Here is a 23,491-nt window from a genome sequence, read left to right as displayed (position 1 = left end):
ATCAAAAATTAGCATAAAAAAGATCCTGATTTCGCCTTTTATAGGTTTTGTAAGGCTATACCAAATTTTGATCTCTCCCTTAACCCCAGCGACTTGTCGATATCAACCTACTTGCTCTCATTATACCATTGAGGCTTTGCGAAAACATGGACTGTTTAAAGGAGGTAAACTTTCTGTGAAAAGAATTTTTAGTTGTCACCCATGGGGAGGCAGTGGTTATGACCCTGTACCTGAAGTAGAGAATGATTCGACCAAAAAGTGACTTAATAAAAAAACAACAATCGTAATTTTAATAAATTATTTGTTCATTTTCTCGTTATAGTATTCCTAATACATTTCTCATTTAAATACCTATATTTACTCTCGAAAAATAAACACATACATGATATTCTCAAAAATTATCTGGAACCCCGTTGAAGGAATAGACCTTGGCTTTTTTATAATACGATTTTATAGTTTAATGTTTGTTGTTGCCTTCTCTTTAGGATGGTACTTAATGAAAAAAATCTATATCCGTGAGAACATATCCATAGAGAAATTAGATTCAATTTTCATTTATGCAGTAGTAGCTACTTTAATCGGTGCACGTTTAGGGCATGTTTTCTTTTATGATTGGGATTATTACAAAAACAATCTTTTAGAGATTATATTACCTTTTAGGTTTAAACCAACATTCGAATTTATTGGTTTCCAAGGATTAGCTAGCCACGGAGCTGCTATTGGGATCATTATCGCCATGTATTATTATTCAAAAAATATAATTCAGAAACATATATTATGGATTCTAGATCGAATAGTTATCCCTGTTGCTTTTGGGGCCATATTTGTACGTTTAGGCAACTTCTTTAATTCTGAAATTATAGGTAATCCATCTGGAGATTCGGCTTTTGGAGTTAAATTCGTTAGAGATGGATTAAGAAAATCTGAAGCTGTAAAAGAAACTGGAATTAAAAATATTAATGATGCATACTCTGCTATAGTAAATGATCCAAAATTCACAGACACCTTAGAAGCAATTCCTTATCGTCATCCTGCACAATTATATGAAGCTTTTGGATATGTTTTTGTTGCAGCCATCCTTTGGTTACTCTATTGGAAAACAGACAAACGCAATAATCCAGGCTTTCTTTTTGGAGCTTTTCTAGTTTTATTATGGACCGTACGATTTATCGTTGAATTCGTTAAAAAAAGCCAGGGAGGATTTGAAGATTCTCTGGGAGATGTATTATCCACAGGTCAATGGCTAAGTGTTCCTTTTATACTGGCTGGATTATTCTTTATAATACGATCGCTGAAGAAAAAAGAAGTAAATTAAAAATTTCTATATAAAAAAACCGATTCGTTTTGAATCGGTTTTTTTATAATCATTCTCTTATAGAAGCTAAAACACTTCGTTAGATTCTTTAAGTTTTTCTGTATTTTCAACTAGCTGAAGCTCATCGATGATTTTTTGAATATCTCCATCAATAATATTACCCAAATCATATAATGTTAATCCAATTCTATGATCTGTTACCCGGCCTTGCGGATAGTTGTAGGTTCTAATCTTTGCCGATCGATCACCAGAAGACACCATACTTTTACGTTTTTCAGAATCTGCGGCTTGTTTTTTAGCCAGCTCCATCTCATATAATCTCGAACGTAGTACTTTTAAAGCTTTCTCCAGGTTTTTATGCGAAGATTTTTGATCCTGGCAGCTTACAATCATTCCTGTTGGTTCGTGATGTAATTTAATTGCCGAATAGGTCGTATTTACAGATTGACCTCCAGGGCCTGTAGATGTAGTACGCTCGATACGTACCTCCTGCATATCTAATTCTACATCAAATTCTTCAGCTTCAGGAAGCACCATTACTGTAGCAGCACTAGTATGTACACGGCCTTGAGTTTCGGTCTGAGGTACACGTTGTACGCGATGTACCCCTGCTTCGAATTTCATTGTTCCGTAAGCATCCTCACCATTGACTTCAAAAATAATTTCTTTATAACCGCCACTGGTACCTTCATTAAGATCAACCACACTAGTACTCCAACCTTTTCCTTCGCAATATTTAGTATACATTCTAAACAAGTCTCCTGCAAAAATACTCGCTTCATCACCACCCGTTCCTGCTCGGATCTCTACCACACAATTTTTTGCATCCTCTGGATCCTTAGGCACTAACATAAAGCGTATTTCTTCTTCGAGAGCTGGCAACTCTTCTTTAGCTTCTTCCAACTGCATTTTGGCCATCTCTACCATTTCGGCATCACTTCCATCCTCGATTATTTCTTCTGCCTCTTTGATATTATTCGTTAGCTCTATATAGATATCTCTTTTATCCATTATGGCTTTGAAATCTTTATACTCTTTATTGAGCTTTATATATCTTTTTTGATCAGCAATAATATCAGGTTGAATGATCAAATCACTTATCTCATCAAATCGTTGCTTTACAATATTTAATTTATCAATCATAATTATCTATCCTAACTGTGGAAGTTACAAAAGTAAGGTTTTTTGCACAAAAGCCGACATCTTCTTAGTGTTCTAAATATGCTTTTCTATCATAAAAAACGTATTTTTGGAATAGATATGAAAAATTACGCTGTTACATATCACCATCATTCGATCACAAAATGGTTTTTTATCATTACCATTTTATTCAGTTTAGGAGGGTTTTCTAATTATGTATCGCCAGAAGCTAGACAAATCACTTCTGAACTAATCATCCAACCTAAGGAACGATCATCTACAACTGTTTGTTATCAAAAAAGACAGGTACTACATATTGATTGCTGTTTTTTTCATATAAAAAATAACGAATTAACACTGCTTCATACGCAACGTGCAAAAACAAAAGTCAACACCTCCCTATTCACTGTTTGCTTTCTAGACAGATTAATCTTTACCATCTCGTATCCAGACGAAGAAGGTTCTTTTCAAGTAGTATAACCACCTGTTATACATTATGTAAAATCAATTTAGTGTATTCTAAACGTTCACATCTTTACCTAAAGATGATGACATCTATCATCAATTTACAACATGAAAAGATTCAAAAAAATATTGAGGAGATTTGCCTTGATCCTATTTATTATGATTGCCTGTTTAGTTCCTGTACCTTTTCTTTTTCAAAAAAAGGCAGGAAAATTTAACCAGGATAATAATATAGAGCTTGTAGAGTCTCAAGAAGATAAGACCCAAATTAAAACCAAAAAGTTAGACCATGAGTTATTTTCATAACTTCATACTCTACATACTTTTAGATCAATTTGTTCTGGTAGTTATCTCTCCCAGCTCAATGACTTCAAAATTATCCAGTGTTACTTGTCGTAAATTTCTTAGATCATCGTTATCCCAATTATCATTAGGAGCGCCACTTATAAACATATCCGAACCTACATCGGCCAATATTAGCCCATATTTTTTCATTGCTCTTAAAATAATTTGATTTGTATCTGAGAAACTACTTATGTCATAATCAGCTTTGAGTCTTAGTCTACCACCAAAAGGAAGTAGCTCGTCTCTGGTTTCGCCAGAAACTAAATGTCGTGCAGGTAATATATACCCTTCATATATTTTTGATCGAGTGATAGTAAATCGAATAGGGTGATCTATCTCTCCTTTTTCTATTTCCGGATAACGAACCAACAATGGGAATATAGGTAATCCTGCCGCGTCTGCAGATGTCCAACCGTCGGGTCTATATACAATTGTGTTTAAATTAAAAACTGCCGCAGACGAAGCCTCGAATCCCAATCCTGCCAGTGATGCGTTATACAATTCATACAACATTTTATTCTCTATATCTACAGAGATTATATGGCTATCTCCTCCTCCATTTCCTTCTATTGGAGCATTTAAAGGAATAGGAAATGGCCCTGGATCACTTTCATCCCCATAATCACCGTCGTAATTATTAGCCCTAAATAGTATGGGTACACGTGGCTGGCTTCCGTCTACAACAACATAGGGTATACCTATTGGTGAACCTTCATACAAACCGCTACCAAAATCTGCAAATAGACTTTCGTTAAGACCTATATTATTCAAAATTAAATCAGAATTAGGGTCAACTGTCTGTGCAGAAATATCCATATTTAATGGATGATCTGCCGGAAATAATTGAATATTCTCTGCACCAGAGAGGTCTGTAGTTACAACCTGAGGGTTACCAGAAGAATTTTCAGAATCATCTGATGAACACGAAACTGTAAAAACAAATACAAGGCATAAAGCAAAAATGTAGAATGTAGGGGTTTTCATGATATTTGGGCTTAGGATATTATAACGTCTTAATACCATAAATATTTTTAGGTGGTTTTTTATAAATCTAATATCTTTAAATGGTATGGAATCACAAAAAATAGGGTTAGGTGGTGGTTGCCACTGGTGTACAGAAGCTGTTTTTCAATCTTTAAAGGGTGTTATAAAGGTTGAGCAAGGTTACATCAAAAGTTTGGACAAAAATATGGATTTCTCTGAAGCCGTCATTGTGCACTATCATCCTGAAATAATACTCTTAAAGGATCTTATAGAAATTCATCTACACACTCATAAAAGTACAGTTAATCATAGTTTTAGAAAAAAGTACAGAAGTGCTATTTATTATTTTGAAGAAGACATAAAGCATGCTATTGAACATTTTCTTTTAGAACAACAAAAGAACTTTGAAGCCTTAATAATAACTAAAGTATTACCATTTAAGGAGTTTTTGCCTTCAAGGTCAGCGCTTTTAAACTATTACCAGAAGAATCCAGACAAACCTTTTTGCGAAAAGTATATTAATCCCAAATTAGATTTTTTAAAAGAAAAATATTCAAATATCACTAAGTAATTATAGTTAGTAGATATACTCTCCAAATTCACTTTTAATGGTGAGTTTCTTATTATTAGATGCTTCTACTTTACCCACAATTTGCGCATCCACATTAAAGCTTTTAGAAATCGAAATAATTTCATCTGCAACTTCGGGAGCAACATATAATTCCATACGATGACCCATATTAAACACTTGATACATCTCTTTCCAATCTGTACCCGAGTTTTCTTGTATTAATTTGAATAATGGAGGAACATCAAATAAATTGTCTTTTACAATATGTAAATTATCCACAAAATGTAAAATTTTAGTTTGTGCACCACCACTGCAATGTACCATTCCATGAATAGTTTTATTATCAAACTTCGACAAAATCTTCTTAATAATCGGGGCATATGTTCTGGTAGGGGACAACACTAATTTACCAGCATCTATTGGCGAATCTTTAACCTCATCTGTCAATTTAGTTTTCCCAGAATATACTAATTCGGCAGGAACTGAAGGATCAAAACTTTCGGGGTATTTTTCGGAAAGAACTTTACTAAACACATCATGTCGAGCAGAAGTTAATCCATTACTTCCCATACCACCGTTATATTCTTTTTCATAGCTTGCTTGCCCAAAAGAGGCAAGCCCAACTATTACGTCACCAGCTTTTATATTAGCATTATCAATGACATCTTTACGTTTCATACGAGCTGTAACCGTAGAATCTACAATGATAGTCCTCACCAGGTCACCAACATCTGCTGTTTCTCCTCCTGTAGAATGAATTTTTACTCCAAAATCATTAAGCTCGGCAAGCAATTCTTCGGTACCATTAATAATTGCCGAAATCACCTCTCCTGGAATCAAGTTTTTATTTCTTCCGATGGTAGAAGACAGCATAATATTATCTGTAGCTCCAACACAAAGCAAATCATCAATATTCATGATCAATGCATCTTGTGCAATTCCTTTCCAGACAGAAAGATCACCAGTCTCTTTCCAATACATGTACGCCAAAGAAGATTTAGTACCCGCACCATCAGCATGCATAATAAGGCAAGACTCCTCATCACCAGTGAGATAATCTGGAACAATTTTACAAAATGCCTTTGGAAAAAGTCCTTTATCAATATTCTTGATTGCGCTATGCACGTCTTCTTTTGATGCAGAAACTCCTCGTTGTGCGTAACGTTTGCTTACTTCTTGACTCATGGTATTAGAAATTAAAGCGCAAAGATAATTCAATTTAGTTCAAAGACTAAACTGAAAACATAAAATTCCAAATCCCGAGAATATTCTATCGGGATTTGGAATTAAAGTTTAATGATTTTTTAATATTACTCCCAATCGGGCATAGCCGCATTTTCTATCAGAGCCGTTCTGGCATCTAAATCCGTAATTGAAACGGTGAATATGTTTTTAGCAGAAATACCATCATTGGATGTATTTACAAAAATTATACTAGCTTCATTAGGAGAAAACCTTGCATCTAGATCATTAGTTCCGGGTATTTTGTCTGTGGATAAATCGGTACTAGTCATCGCTCCAAAATCATAGATAAATACACGAGAATCTAACTGACGATAGGTAACAGGGTTTTCTGATCCTGAAATATCACGACTATATAATAGTTTTGTTCCGTCAACAGATAAATTAATACTACCTGCGGCACCATTCTGCCCAGTCAACACAACATCTTGTACTGTTCCAGTCTCGTCTATTGTAAAAATCTGTACGGCATATCCATCCAGATTATTGGTTTTTATGGCAATTATTCCGGTATTTTCATTTTTATCTACTTCGGTAATAAGATCTCCAGTGGTTTGATATATCTCTTCGAGTCCACTTCCATCTACATTAATAGAATATAATCTATTCTGATTTGGGAATAATAGTTTTGCTCCATTATCATCCCAGGCGAAATCTATTTCTTCTAGATTAAATCCAGACACACCAATTGAGGATGTTACCTGTTTAACTTCCGATCCGTCTTCATTCATGGTAAACAAATGTGTCTGCGAACCTACAGATTGTAAAAAGGCAATTTTTCCTGTACTAGCATTTCTTCTAGGCCTAAAACTATTTTTTGAGGTAGCAGAAAGGGAAATCTCTGTACCGCCACTCTCATCGGCAGAATAGATAACACTATTACCATTGACTAATCGGGTATACACAATCCTGTTATTTGGTGGAGTTTCAGTTTCAAAAGCAAAGGTATTGCTATTTACAGGGCTATTGATATTATCATTAGCAGCCACATCCCAAAAATACTTTACTCCATAAGAAAGTCCAGAAAGTGTAAAAGTAGTATCTGTTATATTTTCAAAACGTTCTACAGCAGCATTTTCATCATTTCGTAAACTCACTGTATACGTAAGTGTATCATCATCGGGATCACTGGCACTCCACATCAATTCTACATCTATAGGAAGATCTACCGCATTATCTGTTGGCGTAAGTAATGTAGGGGCATTTGGTGGACGGTTTCCTGCGGTTTCGATATCCATCTCGAAAACCACTTCTAATTCTCTATCTGAGATCACCGTAATACCTTCAAAAACAGCTAGTAAATCTTCTCGCTGAGCTGAAAGCGAATAATCCCCAGAAGGAACATTCTCTAAAAGATAAGCCCCATCTGCATCAGTAAACACTGTACTTGAGCCAGGGTTTGTGGATATTTTTACATTTTCTAAGGGTTCGTTAGTACCTATTCTAACCACTCGTCCTTTCACAGAGCCTAATCCAACCAAATCTATAGTATCTTCACTACAAGAAACTGTAGTTAAAATCACAAAAATGCTCACTATTTTAATAATAAATTCTTTCATCTACTTGACAATTTTATTCTTTAGAAACTATATCAGTTTTAGTTTTTAATTTTATCTCTTTTAACCGGACTTCCGAAATACCAGTTTAGTCCAAAAGAAAAATTAAAATATTGATCATCTCTTTTTCCCTGTACTATACCATCTAGTTCATCACTCAACACAAGGTTTTGGGATGCATTAGCCGAAATACCAATTTTATCAGAAATCAGATATTCCACTCCTCCACCGTACTGAAACTTAAATGCGGTAGTATCAAAATCATCGTCATTAACTACCCCTATTCCTGCAAAGAAAAAGGGTGATAATTTTTCGAATGGCAGTAATGTTAATTCGGTATTAAGTCCTATTGCATTAAATCCTTTTGAAAATGCATTTTCATTGGTAAGTTCAAATTTATTGATACTTGCATTTACATTAATATATGGATTAAAGTACCATCGCGCTCCTATTTCGGCAGAATATGTTAGTTCTGGATTGTTATAATCACCACTAATCAAAGCAGCACCTCCTTTTATAGTAATAGATTTTTGAGCTCTTCTTTCTTTAAAATATCGATCATACAAGGCTGTATTCTGCGCTTCGGTTTTTTCTGCTTTATAACTCCCTATTAATTCATTTACCACTTCTTGTTCTGCATTTACATTCCATAATTTATCCTCTATTCCTTCTATGATTAGAGACTCTACAGCTTTCTCTATTGCTTCAGACACTGCTATTTGCCCGGGTTCGTTTTTTGTGTATCCAGTTTCTGCCTCTAGTAACCTTCTAAATTTTACGTATCTAAAGAAGTTAGCATCTAGTGCCTGTGACAAAATAGTTTTGGACACATATACCGTTTTAAGGATTTTTCCACTAGATGTTGAAACAGCCCTTAAATATACTGTGATTCTATCTTGTCTGTATTGAGTAGATCCACCAATTCCAAAATATCTGGCTCCCAGTCCTCCTGTGATTATATTCGAATCGTAAGAAACTATACCTCCTTCTAGGATAATCCCTGCATATAATAAAGGTGGTAATTGAGGTTCATTTGGATTTTTGGTTTTTCTATATTCTTTTCGTGTAGAGCGTATGATATTACGCTCATTAAGCAAATTGCTTAAATTTTCTCTTTCTATTGGGACGAACCATTTAGAATCTTCGAGTGCTTTGATTAAAATTGTGGTTGCCCCTTGTGTAACTGCGGTACTAAAAGTACTTCCTGCTTCGGTGGGTTTATATTGCCCCGTTTGATCCCTAAACTTGTACACCCCTACCACTACTGGTTCTACTGGTGACGGAATATTTCTTAGTGATTTAGTAACTTCTGTATCTTCACCAATTCTGGCGCTTTCTACCGTAATGGGCTGGTTAAAATATGCTCCACATCCGGTCAATAAAAGTGCGCAAGAAATTACTGCGATTACTTTATAAAACTTATAGTACATTAAAAATTAATTAGGAATTATTACTTGGGACTGATCTCCGGTGCTTGTATCTAGTATATTGATCACTAAACCTTCTCCCGAAGGAAAGATTTCTATAAAAAGCGACCCAAAACTAAAAGTACCCTCTGTAAGACCACCTTCACCAAATTGATCATCAAATAATGATCTGGATATTTCATTTAATAACTGATTATTTAAACTTTCAGTAAATCTTTCAAGATCTGATCTTTCGTCTCTACCTGTATCATTAGGATCTGTAAACTTATTTTGTGCTTCTGCAGAGCTTAGAAGCCACTGATAATTAAATGTATCTCCCCCAAAGGCAGGGTTTATTGGCCTATATATCAAATCTTGCCCAAAGGAAAGGTTATAGATTGAAAAAATAAAAAATATACTAATTACAATTGATTTCATTCTTACATACTTTTAATATCGGAAAATATCTTTCTTCTGATTTTTGAGGTCTTTGAAATATTTATACACTTTTCGAATTGAAATTTTTGACATCTGTTCTAAATATTCCAAGTCAGGTTTACTTATAAACTTATGTATGACATTATCCTCTATTTTTACTTGAATAATTGTGGTCCGGCCAAAACTTAATGACTCAAACACTCCTACTACTTTAGAACCATTTATTTGATTAAGTGAGTAAGAATTATAGAAAAATTCATAAAAATCTCTACCAGGTTTGGTTTTGGTTTCCTCTACAACAATACCTTTTAGCTCCAATCCATCATCAGACTCTTCTTCTTCAGTTTTTTGAGGTTCTTTTTTAATTTGCTCATTAAATGCTATGCGATCTTTCCCTATGATTACATCTTCTTCATAAATGAGTAAAAGTAACACAACTGTGTTATCTGTATCTTCTATACTTATCGAAACTTTTGATAATTCTTTACTTTCATTAGCTTCTAAGGTAAATCTACCTTCTTGATTATTTTTTGATATATTATTTTGGGCATCGGTTTTAAAAACTGTGAACACATATTTCAAGCTCTTATAGACCTCAGTAGTGTTTGTTGCGGTACTTGTTACAGCAACAGCACCATCAATGGTTTCTGTCTTTATTTTAGCTGCAACATCAACGTTAACAAACTGGCCTATAGAAACCTGAAAAATCAAAGTAAAAAGAAAAAGTATGATGAGTTTCAGTTTCATACATTCTTATTGGGTAATTGGTAATTAAAAACTTCTAACTATTATAGTTTTGGCATCTCCAGACATTTTGAATTTAAGGTTTTTGGATAATTCATTACTTCCAAAACGTTCAAAAATCAAATTATCGCCTTCTTGAAGGAGTTGTAAATTTGTAGATATTTCAGGGTTAAAAGAAAAATCAACTACAGAATTATTATTACCGTTTTGAGTAATTACTTTTTCTATTTCTTTTGAAGATTCATTGATTTCGACGGTATTTTCATTACCATTCTGAAAAATTTTAATATCAGAAGACTCTGCAACAATATTAGAAAAAACAGTATTATTAGCCCCTATTTGTTGAATAAAAACCGAATTTATTCCTTCTGATATAGAAGATTGATTTCTTGCTCCTTGAGATAGTAAATTATCTACTTGTGACAATGCTATAAATTTATCCTGATCTGTAACAAGAATTTGATCTTCATCATTATTCTGTGCATATGTACCTACCACAGAAAGAAAAACAAACATTAATGAATATAAAATAGTATTCTTCATCTTTTCGGAATTAAAAAACTAAGAAAGAGTTATGCTTATCTATACGATTAAGCATAACTCTTCTAAAGATATTAAATTTTATTCAAATCTTACTAAAATCCTCCAGCACCGTTAGTCTGAGTAACTACTGATGAATTATTAGATCCAACTTGAAGAATTATACTACTATGAGCATCACCGGTCTGAGTAACAAATGTAAAGTTATCCGTTCCGAACTGAGTGTCTTCAGCTATGTTTCCATTTCCTGATTGGAAAATATCACTTATGTTACCTGCTCCATTTTGAGATGTCATTGCTATATTCTCATCACCTAACTGAATGTGGCTAGTAATATTATTCTCTCCGTTAATACCAAAATCACCTTCTTGAGAAGCTTCAGCTATATTACCATCACCAATTTGAAATTGTTGCGTGAAGTTATCACCTCCAAAGAATAATAAATTCTGTGTTACAGAAGCACTATTCCCGTTTCCTAATTGAGTTTGAGTAACTACGTTGTTATCTTCTTCGTGCTGTGCGAATGCATTATTTCTTTCTCCAGACTGAAACTGATCTACAGTACCACCTCTAGAATCAAACAAGAAACTTCCTTGAATAGATGTTGCTACGTTACCACTACCTGATTGATCCTGAATATTTGTATTATCAGAACCATCTTGAGTTACTTGAGCAAGGTTACCTACACCATTCTGATCCTGATCAGAAACATTGTTAGTTCCATTTTGTACAGCAGTTACAACATTTTCGTCTCCAATTTGTAATTGATCAGCACTGTTATTGCTTCCATTTTGTGATACTTCTGCAACGTTTCCGTTACCAGATTGTATTTGGATAGAGAAGTTATCTCCTCCAAAAGATCCTAAATTTTGCTCTGCACTTGCGCTATTAGCATCTCCTATTTGACCTTGAAGAATTGTATTGTCGTCTTCTTCGTGATTAGCAAACGCTTCGTTCTCATCACCAATTTGTACTTGTTGTACTTCTCCTCCTCTAGAGTCGAAAGCAACACTACCTTGTATAGAAGTTGCAAGGTTTCCTCCACCTTGTTGGTCTTGGATTACGAAATTGTTTGTACCCCATTGCTCTGCATTAGCAATATTTGCTTCTCCGAATTGTGTTTGTTGTGAAATGTTAGTGCTTCCAACTTGTGCTATAGTAGCCGTGTTAAATGCTCCTTCTTGGTAACTATCGCTAAAGTTATCCACACCTTCTTGTGTAGATGTAGCAGAATTACCATCACCTAATTGTTCCTGAAAAGCTGTATTACCTAAACCTTCTTGTGAAGACACAGCATCATTACCATCGCCTTCCTGAGTTTGTAAAGTAAAGTTATCTCCTCCAAAGAATGCTAAATTTTGAGTGGCACTAGCAGAATTTCCATTACCAACCTGTACTTGATACACTTGGTTCTCATCTTCTTCGTGCTTTGCGAAAGCAGAATTTTTATCTCCTGTTTGAGTTTGTTCTACAATACCGCTTCTTGAATCAAATGCATCCCCTTGAATAGCTTCTGCATTATTTCCTCCACCTGCTTGAATTGTCATAGAAGAATTAAAAGATCCAACTTGAGAAATATTGGCAACATTATCTTCCCCTTCTTGACTAACATTACTAGCATTTGCTTGTGCCATCACCACCGATGCACTTAATAAAGCTGCTAGACTAAGAATCATTGTTTTCATACGTAAAATATTTAAAGTGATTAATGAGTTTACTTTTTTGTTAAAACCACATACAAGCCATTAGGTTAAAAAAAATAATTTTTTAATTCCAATTTAGTATTATAGTATTTTCGGGGAGATCTTAGGGGTGCTGTCATAAATTATGACAAGGACAAATCTATGAAAATATTAAGGCTATTTTTACGAATTTCGTAACAATTCGATGAAAAGCGTTACGGAAAACCCGTAATATGAGTATATTATTACGAGTTTAAAAGGATTTAACAAATATATTTTTTTTGTTAAAAATAATACAAAAACAGTCTTCGTCAGTGAATTCTTACTTTATCGCGTAAAAAGCAACTCTCTATATTTAGTCAAAGGCCATAATTCGTCATCAACAAGCAATTCTAATTTATCACAACTATATCTAATTTCATCAAACAAAGGTTTTACCTTATCACAATAATCGGCAGCTTTCTGTTCTGAGTCTAATAACTTATTAGCCTTTCTTCGTTCATCTGTCATTTCATTTACTTTGGCATTAATTTTACCAATATGCTCAGAGATTTCTTCGATGATCTCCATTTGTTCTTTAGCATATTTTCCAAAATCCTTACCATAAAGTTCTTTTAAACCAGAAACATTATTAATGAGCATATTTTGATATCTAATAGCAGTTGGGATAACATGGTTACGGGCAATATCTCCGAGTACACGACCTTCTATCTGAATTCTAAGCGCGTATTCTTCAACCTCAATTTCATAGCGAGCCTCGGCTTCCGTTTTATTCATTACCCCCATCTTTTCGAACAGCGCTATATTTTCTTTAGAGACTTTTGCCTTTAATGCCTCTGGAGTTGTTTTGTTATTACTCAATTTTCTCTTCTTAGCTTCTTTTTCCCAATCATCGCTATATCCATTCCCTTCAAAAAGGATATTTTTAGACTTCTTTATATATTCTCTTAAAACATTAAAAATAGCCTCATCTTTTTTCAATCCTTTTTTATCTACCAAAGCATCAACCTCTTTCTTAAAATCAACTAATTGCTTGGCAACAATAGTATTAAGGATAGTCATGGGATTAGCACAGTTTGCCTTAGAACCAACAGCTCTAAACTCAAATTTATTTCCTGTAAAAGCAAATGGCGAAGTTCGATTACGATCGGTATTATCTAATAAAATTTCAGGTATTTTTCCTACTACATTTAACTTAAGATCCGTTTTCTCTTGTGGTGATAATTTACCATCTGTAACTCCTTCTAATTCTTTAAGTACGGCGGTTAATTGCTCGCCTATAAATACAGACATAATTGCCGGCGGTGCCTCGTTTGCCCCTAAGCGATGGTCATTGCTGGCAGAGGCTATTCCTGCTCTCATTAATTCTTCGTTATCATTAATTGCCTTTATCGTATTAATGAAAAACGTTAAAAACTGAAGGTTGCTCATTGGAGTTTTACCAGGTCCTAATAAATTAACACCTGTATTAGTCCCTAAAGACCAGTTATTATGTTTTCCTGACCCATTTACTCCTGCAAATGGTTTTTCGTGCAATAACACTTTTAAATTGTGTCTGGCTGCAACTTTCTCCATAACATCCATAAGTAAGGAGTTGTGATCTACTGCTAAGTTTGTTTCTTCAAATATAGGTGCTAACTCAAATTGATTTGGCGCAACTTCATTATGTCTTGTTTTTACCGGAATGCCAAGTTTCATACATTCAATCTCTAAATCCATCATATAATTTAGAGCTCTAGTGGGAATACTACCAAAATAATGATCATCTAATTGTTGCCCCTTTGCCGAAGAATGCCCAAGAAGTGTTCTTCCGGTCATGACAATATCCGGTCTTGAGTATGCCAAAGCGCTATCAATCAAGAAGTATTCCTGCTCCCAACCTAAAGAAGCATTCACTTTTTTTACATTTTTATCAAAATACTTTGCCACCGCTGTTGCTGCGTGATCTACAGCTTGTAATGCCCTTAACAATGGGGTTTTATAGTCCAAAGCTTCACCAGTATATGCTACAAAAACTGTAGGGATACACAACGTCGTTCCGTAAATAAAAGCTGGCGAGGTTGGATCCCAAGCGGTATATCCTCGCGCCTCGAAAGTATTACGAATTCCTCCATGCGGAAAAGAAGAAGCATCTGGTTCTTGTTGCACTAACTGCCCACCTCCGAACCTCTCTATAGCTTTCCCATCACCGACAGTTTCGAAAAAAGCATCATGCTTCTCTGCTGTAGCTCCTGTAAGTGGCTGAAACCAATGTGTATAATGTGTTACTCCTTTAGATAATGCCCAGTCTTTCATCGCAGAGGCAATTTGATCTGCTATTTTACGATCAATTTTAGCTCCACTCTCAATAGCGTCCATTACACTATTGTATGCATCTTTAGTTAAAGACTGTAACATTGTTGCCTGATTAAAAACATTTTCTCCAAACAATACAGAACGGCGTTCTGTTTCATTAACGACCACATAATCACGATTTAATGTTTCTCTTAAGGCCTGAAATCTGAGTGTTGACATAATTGAGTGAGTTTTATTACAAATATAAAACAAGTTTTTATTGTTAATATGGAAAATATACTCTTTTAAAATTGAATATTTTTAAAAATACCCCCTAAAAAACTAGGGTGTTAATAAAATTTAGGTAATAAATCAACTTTAACCCCTTGTTTTTTTTATGTTTATAAAAAAGAAAACTAAATTTGTCCTCTATACAGAGTTCAATTTATAAAGTATTAATTATGAGTAAATCAAAATTAGAGTATATTTGGTTAGATGGTTATAAGCCAACCGCTAATCTAAGAAGTAAAACAAAAGTTGAAGAAAATTTTAGCGGAAAGCTTGAAGATTGCCCAACTTGGTCTTTTGACGGTAGTTCTACAAGACAAGCAGAAGGCGGTTCTTCAGACTGCTTATTAAAACCTGTTGCTATTTATCCAGATCCTACAAGAAGAAATGGATATTTGGTAATGACAGAGGTTTTAAATGCTGATGGTTCTCCTCATGAATCAAATGCAAGAGCTACTATTGATGATAATGACAATGATTTCTGGTTTGGTTTTGAGCAAGAATACTTTATTATGGACAGGAACACACAGTTACCATTAGGTTTCCCTGTTGGTGGTTATCCTGGACCACAAGGAATGTACTACTGTTCTGTAGGTGGAAAAAACACTCATGGTAGAGATTTCGTAGAAGAGCATGCCGATCTTTGTATTGATGCAGGACTTAATTTTGAAGGAATCAACCAAGAAGTTGCTAGTGGACAGTGGGAATTTCAATTATTCTCTAAAGGAGCGAAAAAAGCAGGAGATGAGATATGGGTAGCCAGATATCTATTAGATCGTCTTACAGAAAAATATGGGTACTATATAGATTATCACCCAAAACCTATCAAGGGAGACTGGAACGGTTCTGGAATGCACGCAAACTTCTCTAACGAAGTTTTAAGAACATGTGGATCTAAAGAAGTTTACGAAACCATTTGCGAAGCATTTAGACCAGTTACAAAAGAACACATTGCTGTGTATGGTGAGTTTAATGATCAGCGATTAACTGGTGAGCACGAAACACAGTCTATTAATGAATTCTCTTATGGAGTATCAGATAGAGGTGCTTCTATAAGAATTCCTATCATCACTGTAGAAAATGGTTGGAAAGGATGGCTAGAAGATCGTCGTCCAGCTTCTAATGGTGATCCATACAAGATTGCAGCTAGAATTGTTAAAACAGTTAAAACTGCAGATGTTACAGCTATGCTAGCATAACAACACTTTGAACTAACTAACTACGTTGGTTAAACGCTAAAAAACCTCTGAAGAAATTCTTCAGAGGTTTTTTTTATAGCAATTTATGATCCGATGTAATACCTATTTATTTCATAAATACCAATGCTATAAAAATGCAATACGCCGCAAAAATTAAAAAACCTTTAGGACGACCTATAATCATTCTTTTGGGTATAAAAGCTAAAGGAAGTAGAATTATTGCAAAACCAAGCATCCAATAAATATTCACGTTCATTAAGCTTTCATCTTTTACTGCTATTGGCTCAATCATTGCTGTAATACCCAGAACAGAAGCAATATTAAAAATATTAGACCCTATTAGGTTCCCCAAAGAAATAGCTTTTTCTTGTTTAAGTGCCGCAATAACAGAAGCTGCCAATTCGGGAACACTTGTCCCTACAGCAATAAGAGTTACCGCTATTACTCCTTCACTAACTCCCATCTTTAACGCAATGGCTTCGGCACCATTAACCAATAACTCTGATCCAAAATAAAGAGCGCACCCCCCTATTGCTAACCAAACGAAAATTTTAAAATTTGATGTCTTTTGAAGAGAATCATCAACTTCTTCAAGCATTGTATCCGAAAACTTTCTCGATCTTCTTATTAATAAAAAAAGATATGTCAATAATGAGGCAAATAAAACAAGCCCTTCTAAATGACTAAGCACTCCATCATTATCCAAAAGAACAAATAAAGCAAAAGACAGTAATACCATTACCGGCCAGTTAAATTTATAAAAGTCCCTATCGATTGCCAATGGCCCTATGATCGCCGTAATCCCAAGCACTAGTCCAATGTTAGCTATATTAGACCCAACTACATTCCCTAATGATATATCAGATAATCCATCTAATGCAGCTTGTACACTAACCAACAATTCTGGAGCAGATGTAGCAAAAGAAACTACTGTTAAACCAATAACCATCCTAGAAAGTTTAAGTCTAAAAGATAATGCCACCGAAGATCTAACCAAAAACTCCCCTCCTACAACCAAAAGAACAAGTCCTATTAACACATAAAGTATACTTAACATCATAGCTTAACATTTGCCTGCGAATATAAAATAAGTATTTGGGAGTTTACAAGTATCACTAAAAAAAGTAATAGCCCAGCTAGATTCTATTTTAAAAACTACAAAAATAGTTACATAACTATAAAAATAGTTGTGTAACTAAAATTATAGTTGTAGGTTTGGAGCTTTAAACAATATCCTTATGGAAAAACTCACAAATAAAGAAGAAGAAATCATGCAGGCGATATGGAAGCTAAAAAAAGCTTTTGCAAAAGAGGTACAAACCGAACTTAATAATTCGACACACTACAACACCGTATCCACCATCATACGCAATCTAGAGGACAAAGGATATGTTGGTCATCAGGCTTTTGGGAAAACACACCAGTACTTTCCAATTATTACTAAGGAACAATACCGAAACACTTTTGTTAATAAAGCCATGACGCAGTATTTTAATAACTCTTATAAAAATATGGTTTCCTTTTTCGCAAAAGAAGAAAAAATTACCGCAGATGAATTAAGAGAAATCTTAAAAATAATCGAAGAAAAAAAATAAAATATGGAACCCATTTTAATCTACCTCTTCAAAACAAGTATACTACTTTCACTATTTTATTTAGTATATTATTTTCTATTAAAAAGAGACACCTTCTTTACTGCAAACAGGTATTTTTTCTTACTTGGAATTATATTTTCTCTGTGTTTGCCGTTTTTAGAATTCACTACAATTACATATATAGAGAATACTAGTTTTTTGACACCCGAAACCAATTCTTTTAGTACTCCTATAGCTAACAACAATCCTTCTGAAAAAGTAATTTCAGAAACAACTCCAATCAATTGGTGGCAAATTGGTTTTTCTTTTTATGGTATTGGTACACTACTATTCTTTATTCGTTTTGTAACCCAGATACTATCGTTAAAAAAGCTATTAAATAAAAAAGAAAATCAAGGTAAAAGCACATTCAATTTTATTGAAATTAAGCACGATATTGCTCCTTTTTCCTTCTTTAACGCTATAGTATACAATCCATCTCTTCATTCAAGTAAAGAATTAGATATGATTCTTGCCCATGAGAAGATTCATGCGCGACAATATCACACCATGGATCTTTTACTAGCCAACTTGATGTTGATTTTTCAGTGGATTAATCCTTTTGCGTGGCTTTATAAAAAAAGCTTAGAACAAAATCTTGAATTTATTGCCGACAAAGGGGCATTAAACGAGATCTCATCGACTAAAGCTTACCAGTTCGCGCTAGTAAACGTTTCATCAAACAATTATTCAACAATAACTAATAACTTTTATCAATCATTAATTAAAAAACGAATACTTATGTTAAACAAACAACCATCGAAAAAGAAAAACTTAGTCAAATTTGTATTTATCCTTCCTTTGCTTTCATTATTTCTATGGAGCTTCAATACCAAAGAAATAATAGAATACAAGGAAGCAGATGCCAGTTTCTCTCAAGAAATCATTAAAACAAAATCTGGTGAGCTAAAAATCGAAATTAAAAAGGAAAATACTCGTGAAGAGTTAGAGGATATAGCAATAGCGCTTAAGAAAAAACACAACGTAAAACTCAATTTTGATCTTTTAGAGTATACCAACAACCTAATCTCTAAAATTAATATCAGTATTGAAAATGAATCGGGGCATATAACCTCATATAATGACTCAGATTCTGATGAATCGATACCAAATATTTTGATCACACTTCAGTTAGATGAAGACAAAAAAGTAAAAGATGCTATATTTAAAACCATACCTAAAGGGTTTACTTATAAACAAGAAGCACGAATTCAAAAAATGACTTCTTCTTTACATAAACTTGGAGAAAATCCTATATATATTGTTAACAATAAAGAATATAGAAAATCTGAATTAGTAGGACAGGCTTTTTTGGTAACCAAAGGGATAGAACTTCTATTGGATACTGAAGCCAAAGACAGGTACGGCTCAAAGGCACAAGATGGTGTTCTAATTTTTAATGATGCTCAAAAAGTAAATACCGTTAAAGAAAGCTTTGATATATTTCAAAAAAGCGATAATACTGTAGGAGAATTCTTTAAAATTACTAAAACAACACCCGAATATGGATTTTTCCCAAAACAAAAACTAAAACAACCTCAAGACTCGATAAAACCTCGTCTAGGTTCTCTCTCTAAAGATATTACCAAAGAAAGTACAATAGAAGAACTTACAGAGTTTAAAGGATTCATTAAGAAACATTTTAATGTCGATTTTGAGTTTAGTGACGTTACATTCAAAAACAATCTTATCACAGCTATCAAAATGCAATACAAAGACGCTTTTGGTAATCAGGAAACGTACAAAACCAATAATGAGTATGAATTTATAAAACCTATTGTATTTCAAATTAAAGTAGATAAAGATGGCAAAACAGAAGAAATTGGTTTCTTTACACCAAAAACTCAAGTTGCTAAGACAATAATTATAGATAACGGCGAAAATGCGCGTACACTATGGAGTTTAGGTGAAAAACCAATATTTATCATCAATGGAAAACAACATCAAAAATCTGATATCCTGGAAAAAACCTTTCTTACGAGCGAAGCAATCCTAGTTTATTTAGATACTTATGCTATTGCCAAATATGGCGATATTGGTAAAGATGGAGTTGTGGTTATAGAAAATGCTATACCTATGAAAAGTATGACCACCAAAATTGATGACGAATACAGAAAAAAACATAAAAAAGCACACTTGATTTCAATGACGAATAAAGGCCCAGAATTAGGTTTTTACGAATTCTAAAGATAGATATCCTATATCATTTCAATCAAAAACTCGCTCTAATAGAGCGAGTTTTTTTATTTTCGTAGTATGAAAAAACAACTATTTTTAATTCTTGCAAAAGCAAACAAATTAATCTTACCAAGTTTTACAAAAAGACGTTTAGATCTAGCCAAAGCTTCAAAGCTTCAGTTACTTCTATTTGGGTGGAGGTTATATGTAACTAAAAGAGCTCTAGGCTAAGAACATACTATAAATCATACTACAAGATTACTTTTTTGCAACATTAGTCATTCTTATTCGTAATTAAGATGACGCTTTAACACCCTAATACATAACCAAAAATATTTAGTATGAAAAAATGGTTCATTTTAGGAATGAGCATACTAGGTATGCTTTCCTTAACAGCATTTACCGAAATTCCGGGCGAGGTATCGATTGTTAACCCTGTTCAGTCAGATGAAATAACGGCCATAATCAATAAAAATACCTCTGAGAAAGAGTTAGAAGATCTTCAGACATTTTTTGCAGAAAATGGCATAGAATTAATCCTAAAAAAGGTTGAATATAATGATCAGAATGAAATCACAAGTTTAAGTCTCATCCTTAAAAAAGGAAAATCGAAAAGCCAATACTCTTCGTCTTCCAATACTCCGATTTCACAAATAGAATTAGGTTATAAAAATGGAAGTTTATATATCACTAATTCTGGAATGTTTGATATTACCGCCTGGACCAATCAATCTGGTTTTAAGTACCCAAAAATTGATATGGATAGTATTATGAAAAAGCACAATTTTGCTTTTGATTTCGACTTTGATGAACACACTGATTCATTATCTTTTAACATTCAAAAATTCAAAGATCAAATCATGAGTTCCTTTACTTTTGAAGAAAGTGAGGATGGAAATTTAATTTTTAATGGTCAACAATTACATCCTTTCCATAGAAAAAATAATCAGAAATTTAACTTTGTAGATAATCCCGAGATAGAAAAGCTAATTATTATTGACGGAAAAGAGTCTGATTTTAAAACCCTGGACAACCTGGCAAAATCTGATCAACTGGCCGAGGTAGATTTTCTTAAACCAGAAACTGCTATTAGTATTTATGGTAACAAGGCAAAGGATGGTGCTATCATAGTGACCACCAAGAAGTAAATAACTTATATAAATTTATCCAAGCCTTCAATTTAATGAAGGCTTTTTTTAGTAATTCAATAATGCAGATACGGGAACACTTAATTTATCCTTCCCGTTAAGAAAATCAAGTTTCATAATAAAATTACATTGTACTACTACTCCGCCCAACTCTTGTACCAAATCACAAACCGCTTTAGCTGTGCCTCCCGTTGCCAATACATCATCATGAATTAAAACATGCTCACCAGGGGCAATCGCATCGGTATGAATTTCTAAAGTATCTTCTCCATACTCAAGACCGTAACTTTTTGATTTTACATCATACGGGAGCTTCCCTTTTTTGCGCACGGGCACAAAACCAGCATCTAAACGCTCTGCAATCATTCCGCCAATAATAAACCCTCTGGATTCTATACCGATCACTTTGTCAATTTTTGTATGCTCTGGGCAAAAATTTGCCAACTGATCTGCACAACTAATCAACGCTTTATGATTTGCCAATAATGGTGTGATGTCTTTAAATAAAATTCCGGGTTTCGGAAAGTCGGGAATATCTCTAATAAAATCTTGTATGTTCATCGGCCGAAAATAATGAAAATTGAAAAAAGAGGCTAAAAAAAGATAAAAATCCCCTTCAGAACAAAAATAAAGCTCAAATGCACCCTACAAAAATTACACTATGCAATAAAAACCAATCATTTTAATTACAAAAAATAATTAGAAACAAGACATATAGATTACATTTTGAAACATAATTTGTCTTTTTAGTTACATATCTGTAATTACTTTTACAGATTTTAGTATAAATATTTTTCTAATAATTTTTCTTCAGATATATTAAAAAAACAATCAACCCATTATATCAAATTATAAATCATAAAATATAGAAACTATGTAAACAAAACTACTTCTTCGAGTAAGCTAAAAATTATCAATTAATCATTTAAAACTATTTAAAATGCTAACATTTATAGGAATCCTTATGGTTCTTACCGGAATCATCATGCTTATTATCAAACCAATTTTTGGAACTGTCAAAATTCTAAACTGGTTTACAAAACAACGTAATTTTCGAATGATCGGCCTCGGCCTTGTACTTAGTGTCATCTCAGGAATGTTCTTTTATGCAGAACCTGGTACAGCCTATGCCGTACAATATCCTTGGGGAAGTCAAAAGGCTGTAGTGCATCAAGGCATCAACACCAAAATGTGGGGACGATTGATTCCAATACAATTCGAACTACCAATCAAATATGTAATCCCAAATAAAAACGATGGCGAACTGGGTGAACAAAGCAAGTATGCCAATGTAGACGTTGCCAAATATTGGGCATTTAGCGATGCGGTAAAAGCTAGGATTGCGACTTCTGTAGTAATCAGTATAAACACTGCAGACGAAGATCAATTTTTATCGGTTGCAGATCGTAATAAGACAGAAAAAAACCTGATTCGTTCGCGTATTATACCCAATATCGATCAATCAATAAAAAACACCTGTAAACTGATGGATGCCCAAGACTATATTTCTGGTCAAGCTTCTGATTTTGATAGATATTTTAAAGATCAGCTAGAAAACGGAATGTATGTTCTGGAAGAATATATTGCAAGTGAGCAAAGAGAAGTTATTGGGGATAGTACAATAGTACGAACGGTAGCAAATAAAGAATCTAAACAAAAGCGTTATAGAATAAAATACATCAATGGAGAGCCTATAAGAGAGCGTGGAAATTCTTTAAGAGCCTATGGCCTTACTGTCGTACAAGCCGTTGTTACCGAAATTGATTGGGAGTCTACTTTTGACAAGCGATTACAATTACAAAAGGAAGAGGTAGCACAAACACAATTAGAAAAGCAACAAGCAGAACGTCAATTTTATCGTGCTCAAAAAGAAATTGCAAAAGGTGAAGCTGAAAAAGCAACAGAACGTGCTCGATTAGAAAAAGAGCAAATTCAAAAAACTATTGAAGCAGAAACCAAAGCTAAAGTTGCCGAGTTTAATCTTATCGAAGAACGCAAGAATTATGAGGTAGCACAATTTAAAGCCAAAACTCAAAAAACGATGGCCGATGCACAATCTTATGAAAATGCGAAATTGGTTACTGCGGGTCTTACACCACAAGAACGTGCAGAGTGGGAATACAAAACCTCTGTGAATATAGCCCGAGAGCTTAAAGAGTTAAGGTTACCAGAAATCTATATACAAGATGGAGGTAAGCAAAGCAATGACGGAAACTTGTTACAATCTTTAATTGGAGCAGATTTAGCCAAAAAAATGATGTCGAAACAGAGTAAATAAACTAATTAATTCTTGAAGATATCATACATAACAATGGCTTATGTATTAAATATCAGGCTACTTG

The 23,491-nt window shown here is 33.9% G+C and carries 23 protein-coding genes; 11 read left to right on the top strand and 12 right to left on the bottom strand.

What is annotated here, in order from left to right:
- Window positions 1-13: 13 nt before the first annotated feature.
- On the top strand, window positions 14-262 hold the full coding sequence (gene yidD / locus ABW637_RS18245; protein ID WP_367586415.1) for a membrane protein insertion efficiency factor YidD: 249 nt from the start codon (window positions 14-16) through the stop codon (window positions 260-262).
- Between the two features lie 120 nt (window positions 263-382).
- Window positions 383-1,315, top strand: coding sequence for a prolipoprotein diacylglyceryl transferase (gene lgt / locus ABW637_RS18240; protein ID WP_367586162.1), 933 nt, complete (start codon window positions 383-385; stop codon window positions 1,313-1,315).
- A 66-nt stretch (window positions 1,316-1,381) separates the two neighbouring features.
- Here the strand turns inward: lgt and prfA are convergent, their stop codons facing one another.
- Entirely contained in the window at window positions 1,382-2,458 is a 1,077-nt protein-coding gene (prfA, locus tag ABW637_RS18235) for a peptide chain release factor 1 (RefSeq protein ID WP_367586161.1), read from the bottom strand.
- Window positions 2,459-2,575: 117 nt separating this feature from the next.
- On the opposite strand from prfA, the gene ABW637_RS18230 reads away from it, so the two are divergent.
- Both ABW637_RS18230 and ABW637_RS18225 read left to right on the top strand, forming a co-directional pair.
- Window positions 2,576-2,935, top strand: a complete 360-nt coding sequence (locus ABW637_RS18230; RefSeq protein WP_367586160.1) for a hypothetical protein — start codon at window positions 2,576-2,578, stop codon at window positions 2,933-2,935.
- A gap of 93 nt (window positions 2,936-3,028) precedes the next feature.
- Window positions 3,029-3,226: a hypothetical protein gene (locus ABW637_RS18225; protein ID WP_367586159.1), complete on the top strand. Its 198-nt coding sequence runs from the start codon at window positions 3,029-3,031 to the stop codon at window positions 3,224-3,226.
- 24 nt (window positions 3,227-3,250) lie between these two features.
- On the opposite strand, the gene ABW637_RS18220 is transcribed toward ABW637_RS18225, so the two are convergent.
- Window positions 3,251-4,249 (bottom strand): hypothetical protein, encoded by a 999-nt coding sequence (locus tag ABW637_RS18220; protein ID WP_367586158.1) that lies wholly within the window; start codon window positions 4,247-4,249, stop codon window positions 3,251-3,253.
- 85 nt (window positions 4,250-4,334) lie between these two features.
- Between ABW637_RS18220 and ABW637_RS18215 the strand changes: the two genes are divergently transcribed.
- A complete protein-coding gene (locus tag ABW637_RS18215; protein WP_367586157.1) occupies window positions 4,335-4,820 on the top strand; it encodes a peptide-methionine (S)-S-oxide reductase in 486 nt (161 codons plus the stop codon).
- Between the two features lie 6 nt (window positions 4,821-4,826).
- Here the strand turns inward: ABW637_RS18215 and ABW637_RS18210 are convergent, their stop codons facing one another.
- The 8 genes from ABW637_RS18210 to ABW637_RS18175 all read right to left on the bottom strand — a co-directional run bounded on the left by ABW637_RS18210 (window position 4,827) and on the right by ABW637_RS18175 (window position 14,942).
- A complete protein-coding gene (locus ABW637_RS18210) occupies window positions 4,827-6,005 on the bottom strand; it encodes an AIR synthase related protein (RefSeq protein ID WP_367586156.1) in 1,179 nt (392 codons plus the stop codon).
- Between the two features lie 125 nt (window positions 6,006-6,130).
- Complete coding sequence (locus ABW637_RS18205) at window positions 6,131-7,621, bottom strand: carboxypeptidase regulatory-like domain-containing protein (RefSeq protein WP_367586155.1); 1,491 nt, start codon at window positions 7,619-7,621, stop codon at window positions 6,131-6,133.
- Between the two features lie 38 nt (window positions 7,622-7,659).
- Window positions 7,660-9,048 (bottom strand): CsgG/HfaB family protein, encoded by a 1,389-nt coding sequence (locus ABW637_RS18200; protein ID WP_367586154.1) that lies wholly within the window; start codon window positions 9,046-9,048, stop codon window positions 7,660-7,662.
- Window positions 9,049-9,054: 6 nt separating this feature from the next.
- Window positions 9,055-9,462: a curli production assembly/transport component CsgF gene (locus ABW637_RS18195; protein ID WP_367586153.1), complete on the bottom strand. Its 408-nt coding sequence runs from the start codon at window positions 9,460-9,462 to the stop codon at window positions 9,055-9,057.
- Window positions 9,463-9,474: 12 nt separating this feature from the next.
- Window positions 9,475-10,209: a CsgE family curli-type amyloid fiber assembly protein gene (locus tag ABW637_RS18190; protein WP_367586152.1), complete on the bottom strand. Its 735-nt coding sequence runs from the start codon at window positions 10,207-10,209 to the stop codon at window positions 9,475-9,477.
- 24 nt (window positions 10,210-10,233) lie between these two features.
- Window positions 10,234-10,749: a hypothetical protein gene (locus ABW637_RS18185; RefSeq protein ID WP_367586151.1), complete on the bottom strand. Its 516-nt coding sequence runs from the start codon at window positions 10,747-10,749 to the stop codon at window positions 10,234-10,236.
- Between the two features lie 92 nt (window positions 10,750-10,841).
- Window positions 10,842-12,431 (bottom strand): hypothetical protein, encoded by a 1,590-nt coding sequence (locus ABW637_RS18180; RefSeq protein WP_367586150.1) that lies wholly within the window; start codon window positions 12,429-12,431, stop codon window positions 10,842-10,844.
- A 324-nt stretch (window positions 12,432-12,755) separates the two neighbouring features.
- On the bottom strand, window positions 12,756-14,942 hold the full coding sequence (locus ABW637_RS18175) for a glutamine synthetase III family protein (protein ID WP_367586149.1): 2,187 nt from the start codon (window positions 14,940-14,942) through the stop codon (window positions 12,756-12,758).
- Between the two features lie 221 nt (window positions 14,943-15,163).
- Between ABW637_RS18175 and ABW637_RS18170 the strand changes: the two genes are divergently transcribed.
- A complete protein-coding gene (locus ABW637_RS18170) occupies window positions 15,164-16,189 on the top strand; it encodes a glutamine synthetase beta-grasp domain-containing protein (protein WP_367586148.1) in 1,026 nt (341 codons plus the stop codon).
- A 106-nt stretch (window positions 16,190-16,295) separates the two neighbouring features.
- Here the strand turns inward: ABW637_RS18170 and ABW637_RS18165 are convergent, their stop codons facing one another.
- Window positions 16,296-17,249, bottom strand: coding sequence for a calcium/sodium antiporter (locus ABW637_RS18165; protein ID WP_367586147.1), 954 nt, complete (start codon window positions 17,247-17,249; stop codon window positions 16,296-16,298).
- A gap of 178 nt (window positions 17,250-17,427) precedes the next feature.
- On the opposite strand from ABW637_RS18165, the gene ABW637_RS18160 reads away from it, so the two are divergent.
- The 4 genes from ABW637_RS18160 (at window position 17,428) to ABW637_RS18145 (ending at window position 21,149) form a co-directional block, all read left to right on the top strand.
- The gene (locus tag ABW637_RS18160) at window positions 17,428-17,784 is read left to right on the top strand and encodes a BlaI/MecI/CopY family transcriptional regulator (protein ID WP_367586146.1); all 357 of its coding nucleotides are present in this window, start codon (window positions 17,428-17,430) and stop codon (window positions 17,782-17,784) included.
- A gap of 3 nt (window positions 17,785-17,787) precedes the next feature.
- The gene (locus ABW637_RS18155) at window positions 17,788-20,010 is read left to right on the top strand and encodes a M56 family metallopeptidase (RefSeq protein WP_367586145.1); all 2,223 of its coding nucleotides are present in this window, start codon (window positions 17,788-17,790) and stop codon (window positions 20,008-20,010) included.
- A 69-nt stretch (window positions 20,011-20,079) separates the two neighbouring features.
- Window positions 20,080-20,232, top strand: a complete 153-nt coding sequence (locus ABW637_RS18150; RefSeq protein ID WP_367586144.1) for an SsrA-binding protein — start codon at window positions 20,080-20,082, stop codon at window positions 20,230-20,232.
- A 110-nt stretch (window positions 20,233-20,342) separates the two neighbouring features.
- On the top strand, window positions 20,343-21,149 hold the full coding sequence (locus ABW637_RS18145; protein ID WP_367586143.1) for a hypothetical protein: 807 nt from the start codon (window positions 20,343-20,345) through the stop codon (window positions 21,147-21,149).
- Between the two features lie 48 nt (window positions 21,150-21,197).
- On the opposite strand, the gene ABW637_RS18140 is transcribed toward ABW637_RS18145, so the two are convergent.
- Window positions 21,198-21,710, bottom strand: coding sequence for an adenine phosphoribosyltransferase (locus ABW637_RS18140; RefSeq protein WP_367586142.1), 513 nt, complete (start codon window positions 21,708-21,710; stop codon window positions 21,198-21,200).
- Window positions 21,711-22,089: 379 nt separating this feature from the next.
- Between ABW637_RS18140 and ABW637_RS18135 the strand changes: the two genes are divergently transcribed.
- Window positions 22,090-23,427: an SPFH domain-containing protein gene (locus tag ABW637_RS18135; protein ID WP_367586141.1), complete on the top strand. Its 1,338-nt coding sequence runs from the start codon at window positions 22,090-22,092 to the stop codon at window positions 23,425-23,427.
- Window positions 23,428-23,491: the final 64 nt, after the last annotated feature.

This window comes from Aquimarina penaris, from assembly GCF_040786285.1.
Taxonomy (GTDB): domain Bacteria; phylum Bacteroidota; class Bacteroidia; order Flavobacteriales; family Flavobacteriaceae; genus Aquimarina.
Note: the sequence above shows the minus strand (reverse complement) of the source record. Positions and strands in the feature narration are given on the sequence as shown.